General features: G+C 43.2%; 19 protein-coding genes. 14 read left to right on the forward strand and 5 right to left on the reverse strand.

Features of this window, described 5'->3' with window-relative positions:
- The first annotated feature begins 6 nt into the window (after positions 1-6).
- The 5 genes from narH (at position 7) to LZG75_RS08390 (ending at position 4,007) form a co-directional block, all read left to right on the forward strand.
- Positions 7-1,530 (forward strand): nitrate reductase subunit beta, encoded by a 1,524-nt coding sequence (narH, locus tag LZG75_RS08370; RefSeq protein ID WP_233937228.1) that lies wholly within the window; start codon positions 7-9, stop codon positions 1,528-1,530.
- A gap of 10 nt (positions 1,531-1,540) precedes the next feature.
- Positions 1,541-2,218 carry a nitrate reductase molybdenum cofactor assembly chaperone gene (gene narJ, locus LZG75_RS08375; protein ID WP_233925350.1) on the forward strand — a complete coding sequence of 226 codons (678 nt, stop codon included), beginning with the start codon at positions 1,541-1,543 and terminating at the stop codon, positions 2,216-2,218.
- Positions 2,215-2,916 carry a respiratory nitrate reductase subunit gamma gene (gene narI / locus LZG75_RS08380; protein WP_233925351.1) on the forward strand — a complete coding sequence of 234 codons (702 nt, stop codon included), beginning with the start codon at positions 2,215-2,217 and terminating at the stop codon, positions 2,914-2,916. The genes narJ and narI overlap by 4 nt, the downstream gene beginning before the upstream one ends.
- Positions 2,917-2,951: 35 nt before the next feature.
- Positions 2,952-3,539, forward strand: a complete 588-nt coding sequence (locus LZG75_RS08385) for a nitroreductase (RefSeq protein WP_233925352.1) — start codon at positions 2,952-2,954, stop codon at positions 3,537-3,539.
- A gap of 189 nt (positions 3,540-3,728) precedes the next feature.
- Positions 3,729-4,007, forward strand: coding sequence for a nuclear transport factor 2 family protein (locus tag LZG75_RS08390; protein ID WP_233937229.1), 279 nt, complete (start codon positions 3,729-3,731; stop codon positions 4,005-4,007).
- Here the strand turns inward: LZG75_RS08390 and LZG75_RS08395 are convergent.
- From LZG75_RS08395 to LZG75_RS08405, 3 genes are read right to left on the reverse strand one after another with little or no spacing between them, the layout of a single operon-like run.
- Positions 4,004-4,486 (reverse strand): cupin domain-containing protein, encoded by a 483-nt coding sequence (locus LZG75_RS08395; RefSeq protein ID WP_233925354.1) that lies wholly within the window; start codon positions 4,484-4,486, stop codon positions 4,004-4,006. The genes LZG75_RS08390 and LZG75_RS08395 overlap by 4 nt on opposite strands.
- Before the next feature lie 35 nt (positions 4,487-4,521).
- Positions 4,522-5,724 (reverse strand): ammonium transporter, encoded by a 1,203-nt coding sequence (locus tag LZG75_RS08400; RefSeq protein WP_233937230.1) that lies wholly within the window; start codon positions 5,722-5,724, stop codon positions 4,522-4,524.
- An 11-nt stretch (positions 5,725-5,735) separates the two neighbouring features.
- Positions 5,736-6,842: an alpha/beta fold hydrolase gene (locus LZG75_RS08405; protein ID WP_233925356.1), complete on the reverse strand. Its 1,107-nt coding sequence runs from the start codon at positions 6,840-6,842 to the stop codon at positions 5,736-5,738.
- Positions 6,843-6,983: 141 nt separating this feature from the next.
- Between LZG75_RS08405 and LZG75_RS08410 the strand changes: the two genes are divergently transcribed.
- From LZG75_RS08410 to LZG75_RS08430, 5 genes are read left to right on the forward strand one after another with little or no spacing between them, the layout of a single operon-like run.
- Positions 6,984-7,346 (forward strand): hypothetical protein, encoded by a 363-nt coding sequence (locus tag LZG75_RS08410; protein WP_233925357.1) that lies wholly within the window; start codon positions 6,984-6,986, stop codon positions 7,344-7,346.
- A gap of 50 nt (positions 7,347-7,396) precedes the next feature.
- Positions 7,397-8,668 carry an MFS transporter gene (locus LZG75_RS08415; RefSeq protein ID WP_233925358.1) on the forward strand — a complete coding sequence of 424 codons (1,272 nt, stop codon included), beginning with the start codon at positions 7,397-7,399 and terminating at the stop codon, positions 8,666-8,668.
- 2 nt (positions 8,669-8,670) lie between these two features.
- Positions 8,671-9,852, forward strand: a complete 1,182-nt coding sequence (locus LZG75_RS08420) for a CaiB/BaiF CoA-transferase family protein (protein ID WP_233925359.1) — start codon at positions 8,671-8,673, stop codon at positions 9,850-9,852.
- 15 nt (positions 9,853-9,867) lie between these two features.
- Positions 9,868-10,650, forward strand: coding sequence for an enoyl-CoA hydratase (locus LZG75_RS08425; protein ID WP_233925360.1), 783 nt, complete (start codon positions 9,868-9,870; stop codon positions 10,648-10,650).
- Entirely contained in the window at positions 10,651-11,622 is a 972-nt protein-coding gene (locus tag LZG75_RS08430) for a tripartite tricarboxylate transporter substrate binding protein (RefSeq protein WP_233937231.1), read from the forward strand.
- On the opposite strand, the gene LZG75_RS08435 is transcribed toward LZG75_RS08430, so the two are convergent.
- Positions 11,623-13,320 (reverse strand): thiamine pyrophosphate-binding protein, encoded by a 1,698-nt coding sequence (locus LZG75_RS08435; protein ID WP_233937232.1) that lies wholly within the window; start codon positions 13,318-13,320, stop codon positions 11,623-11,625.
- Position 13,321: 1 nt separating this feature from the next.
- Positions 13,322-14,314 (reverse strand): tripartite tricarboxylate transporter substrate binding protein, encoded by a 993-nt coding sequence (locus LZG75_RS08440; protein WP_233937233.1) that lies wholly within the window; start codon positions 14,312-14,314, stop codon positions 13,322-13,324.
- A 116-nt stretch (positions 14,315-14,430) separates the two neighbouring features.
- Here LZG75_RS08440 and LZG75_RS08445 point away from each other — a divergent pair, with 116 nt between their 5' ends.
- The 4 genes from LZG75_RS08445 (at position 14,431) to LZG75_RS08460 (ending at position 17,016) form a co-directional block, all read left to right on the forward strand.
- Positions 14,431-14,877 carry a hypothetical protein gene (locus LZG75_RS08445; RefSeq protein ID WP_233937234.1) on the forward strand — a complete coding sequence of 149 codons (447 nt, stop codon included), beginning with the start codon at positions 14,431-14,433 and terminating at the stop codon, positions 14,875-14,877.
- A gap of 39 nt (positions 14,878-14,916) precedes the next feature.
- Positions 14,917-16,008, forward strand: coding sequence for a hypothetical protein (locus LZG75_RS08450; protein ID WP_233937235.1), 1,092 nt, complete (start codon positions 14,917-14,919; stop codon positions 16,006-16,008).
- An 85-nt stretch (positions 16,009-16,093) separates the two neighbouring features.
- Positions 16,094-16,522 (forward strand): CHRD domain-containing protein, encoded by a 429-nt coding sequence (locus tag LZG75_RS08455; RefSeq protein ID WP_233937236.1) that lies wholly within the window; start codon positions 16,094-16,096, stop codon positions 16,520-16,522.
- Positions 16,523-16,569: 47 nt separating this feature from the next.
- Positions 16,570-17,016 (forward strand): (2Fe-2S)-binding protein, encoded by a 447-nt coding sequence (locus LZG75_RS08460; protein ID WP_370634816.1) that lies wholly within the window; start codon positions 16,570-16,572, stop codon positions 17,014-17,016.
- Positions 17,017-17,026 lie beyond the last annotated feature (10 nt).

The raw sequence follows: 17,026 nt of genomic DNA on the forward strand, positions 1-17,026 counted from the left end.
ATTAAAATGAAAATTCGAGCGCAAATTGGCATGGTATTAAACCTTGATAAATGCATTGGTTGCCATACTTGCTCAGTAACCTGTAAACAAGTCTGGACTAATCGTCCGGGCATGGAATACGCTTGGTTTAATAACGTAGAAACGAAGCCTGGTATTGGTTATCCTAAAAATTGGGAAAACCAAGAAAAGTGGAAGGGCGGCTGGTCTCGGAAAAGCAATGGCAAGCTTGAGCCCAAGCAAGGCGGTCGATCAAAAATTTGGATGAATTTATTTGGCAATCCTAATTTACCTGAAATTGATGATTACTACGAACCTTTTACCTTTGATTACGAGCACTTACAAAATGCTCCAGAGTCTAAGGCAACCCCAACTGCGCGGCCTAAAAGCTTAATTACTGGGAAGCGAATGGAAAAAATTGAGTGGGGACCCAACTGGGAGGAAATTTTAGGTGGTGAATTTTCTAATCGGAGTAAAGATACCAACTTTGATCAGATGCAAAAAGATGTCTATGGGCAATTTGAAAATACCTTCATGATGTATATGCCAAGATTATGTGAACATTGCTTGAACCCTGCCTGTGTAGCCTCATGTCCGTCAGGGTCAATTTATAAGCGCGAAGAAGACGGCATCGTCTTAATTGATCAAGACAAGTGTCGCGGCTGGCGGATGTGTGTTTCAGCCTGCCCTTATAAAAAGATTTACTATAACTGGAAGAGTAGTAAGGCTGAAAAGTGTATTTTTTGCTACCCACGCATCGAGTCCGGACAGCCTACCGTATGCTCAGAAACTTGTGTAGGCAGAATTCGATATTTGGGCGTCATGTTATACGATGCTGATCAAATTGAACATGCTGCCAGCGTTGAGAGTGAACAGAATTTATATGAAGCCCAATTAAAGATTTTTCTGGATCCACATGATCCAGTAGTGCAAAGGCAAGCTTTACAAGATGGTGTGCCGCAAAATTGGTTAGATGCCGCTAAGAAAAGTCCAGTCTATAAAATGGCCATGGACTGGAAAATTGCCTTGCCGCTGCACCCTGAATACAGAACCCTACCCATGGTTTGGTATGTGCCACCACTTTCTCCGATTACTGGCGCAGTTGAGGCCGGATATGTTGGTGTGAATGGCCATATTCCCGATGTTAGGCAATTACGCATTCCAATTCAATATTTGGCAAATATGTTAACGGCGGGAGACGAGGCTCCAGTAGTTGCTGCATTAGAAAAAATGCTTGCAATGCGAGCTTGGCAACGAGATAAACATGTCAATGGCACTGAAAATCATGCTGCTTTAAATCAAGCCGGAATTTCTGCTAGTCAAGTTGAAGATATGTATCAAATTATGGCAATTGCAAACTACGAAGATCGATTCGTGATTCCAACTACGCATCGTGAATATGCAGAAAACACATTTGAGATGAAAGGAAGTTGCGGGTTTACATTCGGCAACGGCTGTTCAGATGGAGATTCAGAAGCTAGCCTCTTTGGTGGAACTAAGCGCCGCACGATTCCAATAAACCTAAGTGCTTAAGGGGATACGGATGAAAGATTCATTACCACTACGCGCATTATCTAGATTACTTCAATATCCCGATGTCGAACTTCGGGAAAATTTATTAGAAATGAAGCCTATTGTTATGGCCTTGCCAAAAATAAGCAAGTCTGTAGGAATTGGATTAAATGAATTAATACAATATTTACACTCTACCGATCTTTATGTTCTGCAGGAGGAATATGTAGAGTATTTTGATCGGGGAAGGGCTACCTCCTTACATTTATTTGAGCATGTGCATGGCGACTCACGTGAACGTGGTCAAGCGATGGTTGATTTATTACAGACCTATAAAGCGGGTGGTTTGATACTTGCAACCAACGAACTACCAGATCAATTATCAATTGTGCTTGAGTTTGCTTCCACTTTAAGACTAGCTCAGTCAAGGCAATTTATCGCAGAAATGGCGCATGTTTTGAACGCAATTTATAGTGCATTAGTAGCCCGCCAAAGTAGGTATGCATGGGTTGTCGCTGCTGCAATTGAATATTCTAGAGAGAAAGTAAAAATTCTTGCTCTAAAGCTTAAAGAAGAATCAATTGACGAGACTTGGGCAGAACCTCCTGCATTTGGGGGATGCACTACTCAAGGTCAAGGTAAGCCAGGCGATGAACAGCCACTTCATTTTATTCAGCATGCTAAAGATAAACAAGGAGTTCAAATATGAACTATTTAGAGTTATTTATTTTTGGAATTTATCCCTATATATGCCTAACGATATTTTTTTTAGGCAGTTTAATTCGCTTTGATCGCGATCAATACACCTGGAAAAGTGATTCAAGCCAGCTATTGCGTAAAAAACAACTACGTTTAGGTAGTATGTTGTTTCATATTGGTGTGTTATTTTTGTTCTTTGGGCACTTCTTTGGGATGCTCACCCCCCATTTCTTTTATGAGTCATTTATTGCTGCTGGTGAAAAGCAGCTTGTTGCCATGATAACGGGTGGTATTGCAGGTATCTTTGGATTGGTTGGTATAAGTATTTTATTGTATCGGCGTTTAATGGATGATCGTATTCGGCTTACTAGTAAGCCTAGCGATATTTTAATATTGCTTATTTTATGGGTACAACTTGTACTTGGGTTAGCAACAATTCCATTATCTGCTGCTCACTTAGATGGTTCGATGATGTTGAAGCTGGCTGGTTGGGCGCAGCATATTATGACATTTCAGGGTAGTGCAGTTGAGTTATTAAGTGGAGTTAATTGGATCTTTCGCCTCCATATGTTTTTGGGTATGACGCTGTTTCTAATCTTTCCATTTACCCGGCTGGTGCATATTTGGAGTGGCTTTGCCTCTATCACCTATTTATTTCGCCCATACCAAATTGTGCGCAGCCGACGATTGGGTATTGGAAGAAAATAGTCAATACTTAGCAATGAATCACGGGAAATAAAAAAATGGTAAATAGTCAATTGTGCGAAACAATCCAAACTCTAATTTCAACTCGCCAATCCTTTTTGCCAAAACGTTTATTTCAGCCTGGCCCAACTCAGGGGCAGTTAGATACCCTATTTTCAATGGCGGCAACTGCGCCAGATCATGGGTTAATTCGTCCATGGCGTTTTGTGATATGCCCGCTCGAAAAAAGGGGGGAGTTAGCTCAAGCATTTGCTCAATCGCTATTAGATCGAGACTCTTCAGCCACCGACCAACAAGTTCAAGATGCGATGGTTAAGGCACATCGGGCGCCCTTTGTGATGCTGTTAGTCGTTAATGCAAGGGGCTCGGACCATTCAGTGCCCTTAAGTGAACGCATTATTTCTGCTGGATGTGCTATTCAAAATATCTTTCTAATGGCACATGCAATGGGCTTTGGAGCCAGTCCAACGAGTGGTAAGTCGATGTATATGCAGCCTATTCGTGATTTATTTGGCCTTAGTGTGGATGAAGATCCTTTATGTTTTATCAATATTGGCACACCGGATCGGTCGATGCCACAAAAACTACGAATGCAACCTACAGAGTTTGTCTCAATACTGAATTAGTCTTGCGCAAGAAATCATATTGGCGTAAGAAATAATTTATTTTTTAGTTTATAGTTATTATTCATCATGATTAATAATTTACCTTAAGGTAATGAGACTATGGAAATTAATATTGCTACAGAAGGCGAGCGCCTCTATCGTCAGTTATTAGCTGAAATTACCGCCTGCAACTGACCAGCGGTGGAAGCAATGTTTGCCCCCGGATTTCAATCAGTTCATTCTGATGGAGCACGTGATAGAGCTACCGAAATTCAAATGATTAAAAACGAAAAGATTGGCAAGTGTACGGTAAGTGATTTCAAAGTAACTCAGGTAGACGGTTGCCTAGTCGTGACTAATATGCTGGCAGTAGAGGAAACCATCGACGGCAAAAGACTTCCAGCTAAATCTTTTGCGCGCCTTAGTGTTTGGAAGCAAAATCAAGGCACTTGGCAGATGATTGCTATCGCGAATTTAAGGACACTTTAATTCGGTTTGGTGCAAACTTCTGGCTTAATTTGATCTGGTTTTTCTTGGCCCATATACACACCAATAATTTTTACCGGTTGATTACCCACGGCGTGAGCAATATGGCACCATTCAATCGCCTCAATATATGACGCGCCAGATTTGAAGGTGCGCTTACCTTTGCTGCCATAGTCAACGATTACTTCACCTGAAACCACGTATATAAATAACGGGACAGCATGTTTATGAAGTGAAGTTTTTTTACCTACAGGTATTTCAATGTTGTACGCATTAATTAAGGGTGTGCCAGTGGGATATTTAAATGATTGTCCTAAAATCGTTTTAGGGGCATCTATTAAAGGAATGACTGTCGCCTTGATATCCTCATAGGGTACATCGCCGCCTAAATGCGTGACGGCTAGGGTATGTCCAGACAGGGCAAATAAACTAAGCGTAATCAGGTGTTTCAGTAAATGGTGTGTATTGGAAAAGGGCTTCATTTCTTCTTTCTGGGTTGCGGGGAATTTCGTTGAGACTACCAAACCGACTCTTTGCCTGGCGTAGACGTAATTTGATGGATACTTAAATCGGCGCCAGCATGTTCTTCTTCGGGGCTGAGTTTTAGTCCCATCGCACGCTTTAGCACGCCATACACAATAAAGCCGCCAACTAGCGCAATTGCAACACCAAGGGCCGAGCCAATTAATTGCGCTGAAAAGGATATGCCGCCAATTCCTCCAAAAAATTTCTGCCCAAAGATTCCTGCCGCTAAGCCGCCCCATAGTCCACATAAACCATGTAACGGCCACACCCCTAATACGTCGTCAATACGCCAGCGATTTTGCTCTAAGGTAAATACTTTGACAAAGAGCGCGCCAGCGACCAGACCAACTACTAAGGCGCCTACGGGATGCATTAAATCTGAGCCTGCACAAACGGCAACTAAACCAGCTAATGGCCCGTTATAGGCAAAGCCAGGATCATTCTTACCAACCAGCCATGCTGCCAGAGTTCCGCCAACCATGGCCATTAGTGAATTCATAGCCACAAGGCCACTCATCTTATCAATGGTTTGTGCGCTCATGACATTAAAGCCAAACCAACCTACCGTTAGAATCCATGCCCCTAGCGCAAGGAATGGAATACTCGAGGGCGGATGAGCGGAGACTTTGCCATCTTTGTTGTACCGACCATAACGTGCGCCTAATAAAATAATTGCAGGCAAGGCAATCCAGCCGCCGACCGCATGAACCACAATTGAGCCTGCGAAGTCATGGAATTCCTCACCTGTAAGGTTTTTAATCCAAGCTTGAATACCATAGTTTTGATTCCAGACAATGCCTTCGAAAAAGGGGTAAAGAAAACCGACCAAAATAAAGGTAGCAATTAACTGAGGGTTAAATTTAGCGCGCTCGGCAATGCCGCCAGAAACAATAGCAGGAATTGCGGCAGCAAAGGTGAGTAAGAAGAAAAATTTAACTAACTCAAAACCACTTTTTTGCGCTAAGACGGTAGCCGAATCCCAAAACCCGGTACCATAAGCCAGGCCATAACCAATAAAAAAATAGGCAATTGTTGAGACCGCAAAATCAATCAAAATTTTGACTAAGGCATTAACTTGATTTTTTTCGCGTACTGTACCAAGCTCTAAAAAAGCAAAGCCCGCATGCATGGCTAATACCATAACAGCACCCAACATAATAAAAAGTGCATCGAGAGCTGGCTTTAGATTTTCCATAGACCTAATTGTTATAGTTTAAGGGTGGCCAAGAAACTTTTAATGACCTGGTTTTGTAAATCATTTTCATCTTTAGTGGCGCCTGCCCCAGAGTAGTGCCCCATTGGCAAGCGCTCATTAATCGCAATATATTTAGCATTAGGAATGATCTTGGCAGTTTTTAGGGCATCTGCTTCTGGGTTCAGTAAGTCGCCAGTGCCTGCAAGAATCAGGGTTTTGGCTTTAATCGAGCGCAGTGCTGCGGCTGTGTCGCCATTAAAGCCAGCAGTTTGACCAACATCGTGGCGATCGTATGCTCGCGATTGCCAAATCCAATCGTTGGCATCCATTCTTTTCCAGCCTGCATCTTGTATCTTACGCAGGGCTTCGATTTCTGCTTCCGGCGAGGAAATCAATTGATTTTGGTAGGCGGGAGTACGAACAATCACGCCGCTAAGCCAACCAGACCACAGTCGCATACCTGCTTCCAGTGGTTTGTCGTATTGACCATTCCGGTAATTGGGGTCGCTCATAATACTTTGGCGTAGCATTTCTAGAATCCCTGTAGTCCAGGCTGGTGTTTTTGCAAGCGGCACAATGGGAATAATAGCTTGCATGGCATAAGGGTAAGAAACACCCCATTGCAAGGCTTGCATACCCCCCATCGATGCGCCAATTACCGCTACTAATTTCGTAATACCAAAGTGATCGACCACCAGACGGTATTGCGAATTCACCATATCGCGAATATTAAATTCAGGAAAACTCGTATTGGGTTGTAATTTGCTGTTCGATGGCGAAGTAGTAAGACCATTGCCAATGGCATCGGTACAAATAATGAAATATTTATCAGGATCCAGTGCTTTGCCAGGGCCGATTAAATAATCAAGGCGATGATGATTTCCACCAATGGCCGTAACCATCAAAATTGCATTACTTTTATCTTTATTTAGCGTACCAAAGGTTGTATAGCTTAAGGAAAAAACCCGAATAAATGCACCATTTTCAAGGGGCAAATTGCCTTCATGGTATATCTGGTGTTCAGGTTCATTGGCGCGATGGGCAAAGGTTGCAAAAGAAATACAGCTCAGCATAAAGCTGATGCCATAGATGATTACTTGTAACCCTCTTAAATACATACTGCACCTCCAAAGGCTAATATAGCTGTATTTATAACAGGAATTGGCGACCTACCAATAATTGCTAGGCTGGTCACCATTGCTGAGGCTAATTAGGTGATAATTAAGCAATAATTAAGCACTAATTTTAAAGGGTTAGAAATGAAGCTATCTATACTGTTATTAGGCATTCTTTTTTCTTTTAGTGTCCATGCTAAAGGGGTTCGGCTAATTTGCGCTGAGGCTAATTCAACATCCAATTTATTGATTCAAGTACATCATCAAAAAAACCAATGGGTCTACCAAATCGATGAGTTAGTGATGAAGAATGGTAAAACTGATGCTTTGGGTGGTGTTGCCCAGATATCCAAAAAGAGCGGTATTTACACCATCAATTACAAAAGCAATACTAGCGACTCAATTACCGTCATCAATCCAAAAGAAGGCACGATGACTGTTCAAGATCTTGCCGATGGCAATAAAACGACTGAATATCAATGTAAGCCTAGTAATTTCAAGAAGTAATCAATCAATCTTCGATAGCCTATTGGCCACGCACATAAAAGATATTATTGATGAGCTCACTGAGCCGTTCTGAATTAAAAATCTTAAGCCTTTCTGCGCTCGGCGGTGTGCTCGAATTTTATGACTTCATTATCTTTGTTTATTTTGCTACCTCAATTGGGGCATTATTTTTTCCAGCTAATATGCCCGACTGGTTGCGTCAATTACAAACCTTTGGTATTTTTGCGGCAGGATATTTAGTGCGTCCCATTGGTGGTATTGTGATGGCGCACTTTGGCGATACCCGTGGGCGCAAAAAAATGTTTACGCTTAGTATATTTTTAATGGCAATTCCCACTCTGGCTATTGGGCTGATGCCAACTTACGCTGATATCGGCATATTAGCACCGCTTATCTTATTATTATTTCGGATGATGCAAGGCGCAGCGATTGGTGGCGAGGTTCCGGGGGCATGGGTATTTGTCGCTGAGCATGTGGCCCCTCGCTATGTTAGTTTCGCATGTGCTGTTTTAACAGCTGGATTAACTGGCGGTATTTTATTAGGCGCAGTTGTAGCCGTGTTAATCAATACATTTTATTCACCAGAGCAAATTTTAAGCGGGGGTTGGCGTGTACCCTTTATTCTGGGTGGCGTGTTTGGGGTTATTGCAGTTTTTCTGAGGCAATGGTTACATGAAACCCCAGTATTTCAAGCAATGCAACAGCAATTAAGTCGTCAAGAATTACCTTTAAAGGTCGTTTTGCGTGCGCATCGTCCAGCAATTGTGTTAACAGCATTAATGACTTGGATGTTATCTGCAGCAATTGTGACGATGATTTTAATGACACCAACCTTGTTGCAAACTTTATTTAAAGTGCCCGCTAGACTCGCACTTGAGGCTAATATTTTTGCAACCCTAAGCTTAACAGCAGGGTGTTTAGTTTTTGGCGCTTTAGCAGGAAAATTCAATGCAGGACGAGTCATGCTGATTGGCTCAACTGGGCTGGCAGCAACGTCAATTCTTTTTTACCAACAGTTGGCAATTTCATCTGAACATATTTTTCTGCTCTATGGTTTAAATGGTTTTTTTGTCGGCGTTATCGCCATTATTCCTGCGGTTGGGGTAATGGCGTTTCCTGCACCCGTTCGATTCTCCGGGCTTTCCTTTTCCTACAACGTGGCTTATGCGATTTTTGGTGGACTCACTCCAATTTTTATAAGCCTATTAATTCCTTTAAATATGATGTCGCCTGCCTATTATGTGGCTGCATTAGGGGCTTTGGGTTTTTGTATCGGCCTTTATCTGATAAGAAAAAAGCCTGCACTTGAAATGATGCATTAAGTATGTCCAAAATAGTTGCTTCCAAAGCCTTATCCCGTTTTCGAGTGCTTGATTTAACCCGCGTTCGTGCTGGACCAGTATGCGTCAGGCACTTAGCCGATTTTGGTGCTGACGTAGTGAAGATTGAAAACCCGGGGCCTGAAGAATATGCTGGTCCACGCGATGCTGCCGACTTTCAAAATCTACATCGCAATAAACGCTCGATTACTTTAAATTTGAAAACCCCTGAAGGCAAAGCTATTTTTGAGCAATTAGCAAAAACTGCCGATGTCGTCGTAGAAAATTATCGACCAGATGTTAAGTATCGCTTAGGAATTGATTACGACTCATTAAAAAAAATCAATCCCAAAATTATTCTGGCGAGTATTTCGGGTTATGGTGAAGATGGCCCGTATAAAAATCGCCCTGGTTTTGATCAAATTACTCAAGGCTTATCTGGCTTAATGTCCGTGACAGGAGCCCCAGGAGATGGCCCGATGCGCGTAGGCGGCGCTGTAACCGATGTAACTGCTGGCCTGCTGGCAGCAATGGGGGTAATGACTGCCTTACTTGAACGGGATGAAAGTGGGCAAGGGCAGTGGGTACAAGCCAATCTCTTGCAAGCGGGTTTAACCTTATTAGATTTTCAAGCGGCGCGCTACACGATGAGTGGTGAGGTAGCCAAGCAAGTAGGTAATGATCATCCTACCTTCATGCCAACATCGGCTTATAAAACCCAGGATGGCTTTATTAATATCGCCGCCACTGGTTTAGGGGTTTGGGAAAAATTTGCTAGCGCGATTGAGCGTGATGATTTACTCCTCGATGAGCAATTTAAAAATGCTAAAGGTCGTTCTGCTGGTAGAGCAAGACTCAATGCTGAGTTAAGTAAAACTTTAATGCATAAAACTAGCGCTAAATGGGTAGAATTACTTCTAGAAAAAGGTATCCCGTGCGGCCCTATTTATACGATGGATCAAGTCTTTAGCGACCCACAGGTAATGCATTTGGAGGCTGTCGGTAAGGCTACGCACCCCACGCTAGGCGAGCTTGCTCTGTTAAACCAGTCGATTAAGTTAACTAGAACACCCTCTCAGATTGTCGCTAGCTCACCATTGCGTGGTCAGCATACTACTGAAATCTTGACTGAGTTAGGCTATGACAGTGCAACAATTGATTCTTTTACTAAAAACGCAATTATTTAAGCAAATAAAATACTTATGGCAGAACTCATTATTCGTAAAAATGGTGCAGTAGGCTTTATTATTTTTTCTAACCAAGAAAAAATGAATGCAATGACCTTCGAGATGTGGGCGAATTTACCCGCTGCGATGCAGAGCTTTGATGCTGATCCAACTGTAGGCGTCATAGTGGTTGCGGGTGATGGGGATAAAGCATTTATTTCAGGGGCAGATATTTCTCAATTTGATAAATTAAGAGGTACAGCTGAGGCTCAGGAGCAATACAACAATGCTGTCTTAGCAGCCTATGCTGCACCTATGGCCTGTTCGAAACCCGTGGTTGCGAGTATTCGGGGTTATTGCTTTGGTGGCGGCTTGGGGTTTGCTTCATCTTGCGATATTCGACTGTGTGCAGAAGACGCGCAGTTTAGGATGCCTGCCGCCCGTTTAGGTCTTGCTTATAGCCCAACAGGAATAGCGCGTTTTATTAGTATCATGGGGCCGGCTAACACTGCCGATATATTCTTTAGTGCCCGCCGTTTTAATTCTGCCGACGCATTGCAAATGGGGTTTGTGTCCAAGGTCCATAGTGTAAATACCTTAGACGCAGAGGTTTTGGCCTACGCAGAAGGGATCGCAGAAAATGCGCCGTTAACGATTGCGGCAAGTAAATTTGCGATTCAGCAGGCCTTAGCTGAGCAAAATCAACAAGACCATGCCCAAGCGATGGCAATGGTCGATGCCTGCTTTGCTAGTGAAGACTACAAAGAGGGCCGTAAAGCCTTTGCAGAAAAGCGGACCCCTATTTTTAAAGGTAAATAAATGATATTAAGAAAGCCAAGTTTTGCCTTGATTATGGGTTTTCTTGTGTACAACACTGCGGTCATGGCCCAAGGTGTTTATCCTGAGCGGCCAATTAAATTAGTCATTGGCTATCCCCCGGGTGGCGCAGCTGATTTTGTTGCGCGAATTAGTGCCGATCAAATTTCTAAAGAAATTGGTGTGCCCGTCAATGTTGAGAATAGACCGGGAGTCGGAGGTGCGATCGCAGCCGATTTAGTAGCCAAAGCGGCGCCCGATGGCTATACGATTTCGATGTCAGGGCCGCATGCGCAAATTAAAGCGCTTTTTCCCAAAATGGCCTTGGATCAACAGACCGATTTTATTCCCGTGACTAATCTTGCTAGTGGCTCTATGATTATTTGCGTTAACCCCAATGAGCCTTATAAGAATTTACAAGACTTAATTAAATTTGGTAAAGCAAATCCGGGGATTATTTTTAATGCTTCGTCGGGCAATGGTTCCACACCCCATTTAGCCACTGCTTTGTTTGAGGGTGTTACGCAAGTGAAGTTCACTACTATTCAATTTAAAGGCGGTAGTCCGGCAGCAGTTTCCACCATTGCGGGCAATACACAAGTGATGATTGCAACGCCACCTACAGTAATGGGTTTTATCAAAAATGGCACCTTAAGGCCATTGTCGTTAACTTCAGCCAAACCCTCAGCAGCAATTCCAGGAATTCCAAGTGCGGAGGAGAGCGGTTTAATGGGATATAACTCCACGTTTTCTTATGGCCTTTATTTTCCCGCTGGCACGCCTGCAATCATCGTGAATAAAATGTTTTCAGCGGTCGCTAAAGGTATGACCCAAGCTGGCGTTAAACAAAAGTTAGCCTCACAGGGAATGGATTTGGTCTTATCGAAATCACCAGCCCAGTTTCAGGCCACCTTAACAGCAGAAGCACCAGCACTAGCTGAGGTAGTGAGGCTATCTGGTGCCAAGGTGGAATAGCTAACCCATCCATTGACTAACTGGCGCTTGCGCGTCTTGTAAGGGTTGGGAAATGATGTCGATAAGCGTTGGTTCATCACTAGCAATGGCCTCTTTCATGACGGCCTCTAATTTGAGTGGATCCTCTACCCGCCAGGATTTAATGCCATAGGCTGCAGCAACTTTAGCGTGATCAGTGCGATTGAAATCGACCGAAAAGTAGCGCTGGTCGTAGCCTGATTTTTGACTTGCTTTAATCCATCCATATACTGAATTGGAAATGACAATCATCAGCAAGGGCAGTTTATAGCGAGTAATAGTTTCTAATTCACCAACAGTAAAACCAAAACTACCATCACCCATTACCGCAACGCATTTTGAACTCGGTCGACCAATGACTGCACCAATGGCAGCGGACATGGCAAAACCAAGCGCCCCTTGCGCACGGTTGGTAATGAAATGACGGCCAGCCACATCAGCTTGAAAATAAGCGGAAAAGTAGGGGCAAGGTGTGCCTGGGTCAGCGCACACGATCGCATCGCTGGGTAATAAGCGATTTAAGGTATGCACAATACGCTCTGGAAGAATTGGAGTTTCTTTAGCGCTAGCCAATTTTAAAAAAGGTAGCATTTTTTCTTCTTTGGCTTTGCTGACAACCGCCTTACCATCGACACAGCTTTGGCGCCGACTTGTGAGGTTGACTTGAATAGATACAAACAACTGTTCTAGAGTTAATTTAGCATCACCTACCAAACCAACAGCAGTAGGGTAGTTAGCGCCAATAGTTTCAGGATCAACATCTAGGTGAATGATGGTTGTATTTTTATTGGGGAAGCGCCAATTTTCGGTGGTGGTGGAGCCTGCTCGGCAAGAGATAAAAAAAACTAAATCAGCAGCACTGACTACAGCGCGTGTAGCCATCACGCCACCATTGGCACCAACCACACCAGCATTGAGGGGGTGCGTACCTGCTAAGCTACCTTGACCACTGACGGTAGTACAAAGGGGAATATTAAGGAGCTCAACAAGGCTTTGCAAAATTGCTTCTGCGCCAGAATTAATTACTCCGCCGCCGCAAATGATGACAGGATATTGTGCTTGGAGGATCAGTTCAGCGGCCCGCTCAAGATCGCTTGCATTGGCTACAAAACGTTGTGCCGGATAAATACTGTTTTCTGTTTGTGCCCAAATATCGCTAACTGAAACAGGATGTTTTTGTACATCATGCGGTAAACAAATATGAGCTGCCCCAGGTCGACCTGTTGTCATCGCACGAAAGGCATTGCGCACTGTGGCTGGAATTTGTTCTGCTAAGTCGATGGTGGCATTCCATTTTGTTAGTGGCTGATAAAGCGCTTGCTGGTTGAGTTCTGTAAGAGGGTATTTGCCACGCGAAGTAACCGGTACATCAGAGGTAATCCCCAATATGGGAATTGATGATTCATTGGCCTCAAGTAAGGCTGGGAGTAGATAGGTTGCTCCGCCACCGCTGGGCCCTTCACAGACACCTACTTTACCTGTTACCCGGGCATAGGCGTCAGCCATATACCCAGCACTGCGTTCATCGCGGGTGAGAATATGTTCCATGCCATGATCAAGCCGCTGTAAGGCATCATAAAAAGGCAGTGACGTATCACCACATAAGCCAAAAATATGTTTGACCTGATAGGCCTCAAGCATTCGTACTAAGGCTTCAGCACCAGTTAATTGATCAGCCATATTAGTCGTCGAGTTTTAACTGAGTTGTTTTAACAAATTGGCCCCAACGGTCAAATTCCGTTTTAGTGTAGCGATCTAAACTCGGCCCATCCGATGCCAAGACGTCAAAACCACCTTGAGTTAATTTGGCTTTAATTTCAGGGTCATTTAAAACTGCTTGAAAATCAGCCGTCAGTTTTTTTAGAATCGCTGGTGAAGTGTCAGCAGGGGCAAAAATACCAATCCAGGAGTAGGCATCAAAATTAGGGTAGCCTGATTCAGCAACGGTAGGCGTTTGGGGTAACTCAGGTAATCTGCGCGAACCAGTGACGGCCAAGGGCTTTAACTTGTCAGCCTGTATTTGCCCCTTCAGAGCTGCATAACTAAGTAAAGTAAGGCTAGCAGTATTACTGACTACAGCTTGAATAGCTGGTCCACCGCCGCCATAAGGAACATGTAAAACAAAAATACCAAATTTCCGTTTGATATCTTCCATGGCCAATTGATTTAATGAGCCAACTCCAGTTGAGGCATAACTATATGCACCCGGTTTTTTTCTAGCCGCTTCAATAAAACCCGCTAAATTATTTGCTGGTACTGATGGGTTAGCTGCAATGACCAATGGAAAGCGCACCAATAAACTCACCCCCACAAAATCTTTAAAGGTGTCATAAGGTAATTTAGGCTTAACAATGGGATTAATCGCATGATTATCAAAACTAACTAATAGCGTATTACCATCAGCGGGTGAGCGGGCCACATGTTGGGTCGCAATTTGGCTAGCAGCTCCTGCGCGATTTTCAATCACTACCGGTTTGCCAATCCGCTCGGATAATTTAGTTTGAATCGTACGTGCGGTAATATCAGTGCTACCACCAGGGGGGAATGGCACCACCAAGACCAAAGGTTTATCAACTTGGGCATAGGCGACGCAGACTATCAATAAGGTGCTAGCAAAAATTGAAAATCGGCTGAGTAAGCTAAATGAAGGCAAGAATAGAGATAAATGGGTCATGAAATAAAGCCCTGAAAGGTAGTTAAAGGGAGACGAGGCATTAGTATGCGCTATATTGAACTGAAATCCCATTCCTTCATGAGACACGCCATACAGCAAAAAACTATAATTTATAAATGGAAATAGCCAATCAAATTTTCTTTCTAGTTTTTGCTCTGCTCTCCTTAACTTTCCTATTAAGTTATTTGTGGCAATTTAATTTTAGTAAAAATGAATTAACTAATTACAACCTACTAATTAGCATTGCGCTTTATACACTTTGTTGTTTGTGTTTCGCTTTAGCGCCTTGGATCAATCGATTTTTATTAACTATCGCTAATGTTGCTTATGTTGCTGCTAACATAGCGCTCGTCATTTTATATGCCAACTGGAATAATCAGCAATTTTCTCGACGAGCTATCGATGGATCTCCCATTCCTGGGTGGCTTAAATTTAATCCTGAAACCAAAACTTTCTCAGCAGATAAAGCCCCTGAAGGCTTGCAGTCACTGCAAGTTAAAGTACAAACGATGCAGGGTGATAACTTCGTAGGTGAAACAACGCTGACGCTAAATACCAAATAGCTCTCAGCATTTTTTATCAAACGCGGATAGAATTCCGCAATGCGATATTTTGCTGTCCAAGCTCAACCCATAGTACTCATAGCAATCTCTCTTGCTATTGCTCTGGGTACGGTGGAATTAGCATATCGCACCATTTATAGCGATCGTGTTAGTACGAATTCAGGCAAAAGCAATCGCTACATGTTGTTTGGTTCATCTAGCGGTGGTAGCGCCTTTCAAAACTTAGACACTATCTTTACCTATAAACCCAACTCAACAATTCGTGCTGAAGCATTTTATGACGTTAACAATAATTTAAGCAAAGAATATGGCTATGAATTTAAAACTAATAATTTAGGCTTAGTGCAAGGTCAAGATATTGACCTTAATAAAGATAGCTTATTGTTATTAGGCGATTCCTTTACTGAAGGACAGGGGGCAAGCCCTTGGTTTGAGCGATTAGTACACACCAAGCCAAATGGACTGCAACTGATTAATGGCGGCCTTTTAGGCACAGGGTTTGAGCAATGGGGCTTATTGCATGACCACCTGATTAAAACAGGTGTAAAGGTCAAAAAAGTCGCGGTCATTTTTATTTCTGATGATTATCGCAGGACGGTTTGGAATTTTCCCGCTAAGGTGATTGCCTGTTTAAGCAAGATTGAAAATTGCGTGGGCGATGAGGGATATTTTCCCATTCCGCCAGACCAGGAATTGATGTCCTTTTTGCAAAAAATGCAAGATTTTCGTACTCAGGAATATGCGATTAAAGATGCGCGGCAATCCGAAAAATGGATCAGGCGCTATTTATCCTCGGTGCATCATGCTTGGGAATTTACCAAACAGAATTTCCAAATTCATTTTCGTAGCAAAAGCCCAGAAGTGATTGAGCAACTGACAAAAAAATACGGCGACGGTATGATTTTTATTCACTTACCCACTAAGGATGAGATTCTGGCAGGCAACCAGCCTGATGATTTAGGTCTATTTGCTCGTGAGCACATTCAGCAGCAGGGTGGAAAGTGGGTCGATGGGTTTTCACAATGTGGGTTAGGGACTGCTGATTTCCATCTCAATGATCCCCATCCGAATGAGCAGGGCTATGCCAAGATTGAAAAATGCGTGAAGCAGGCGCTTGTTGCATTGCAATAATTTCTTCAATATTACTCAAGAGTTCAGCAGACATTTTTCCCTAAATGTAGCTATGATTGAGTATCAATTTATTTAAGGACTTACTATGAAAATGATTTCTAAAATTCTCGTTATTTGCACGTTACTTTTTGCAGGTTCCGCTTTTGCAGCAAATGAAGTAAAAATGACTGCAGATCTCAGTGGTGCGCAAACAGTACCTCCCGTCAAGACTGCGGGCAAAGGCGCGGCAACCGTGATGTTCAATAAAGATAACAACGAATTGTCTTGGACGGTAACTTATTCAGGTCTTTCTGGTCCTGCTACGATGGGCCACTTTCATGGTCCAGCCGCAGTAGGAGCGAATGCAGGTGTAGTAGTTCCCTTTCAAGGTAGTGTAGAAAGTCCAATTAAGGGGAAGGCTACGATTACTGCTGATCAGGCAAAAAATTTATTAGCCGGCATGTGGTACATCAATATTCACACCAAAGAAAACCCAGGCGGTGAAATTCGTGGACAGGTCACTGTAGCTAAATAAAGAATATCAAAAGAAATAAATAAAGCCTAAAAAAAGGAAACAGTGTGATTACATTAAATGTTAATGGTAAAAAAATGAGTGTGGACGTTGATCCTAGTACGCCTTTACTTTGGGTTCTGCGTGAACAACTCGACCTTACTGGGACAAAATATGGCTGTGGTATTGGCCAGTGTGGGTCTTGCACTATTTTGTTTGAAGGGCAGGCTTTGCGGAGTTGCATGTTACCGGTCAGTGCTGCTGCTGGTAAAAAAATAGAAACCATTGAAAGCTTAGAAAAGAATGGCCAGCTCAGCAAAATTCAGCAAGCTTGGGTTGACAATCAAGTTCCTCAATGTGGGTATTGCCAGTCGGGCATGGTCATGGCCACTACGGCATTGTTGCGTAAAAATCCGAAACCAACTGATGCTCAAATTGACGCTGCTATCACGAATATTTGTCGGTGTGGCACCTTCCAAGAAGTACGTACTGCAATTCATGCTGTTGCTAAAGCTTAAGGGGCTGATT

The sequence above is a fragment of the Polynucleobacter sp. IMCC30063 genome (genome assembly GCF_021395235.1).
In the GTDB taxonomy this organism is placed as follows: Bacteria; Pseudomonadota; Gammaproteobacteria; order Burkholderiales; family Burkholderiaceae; genus Polynucleobacter.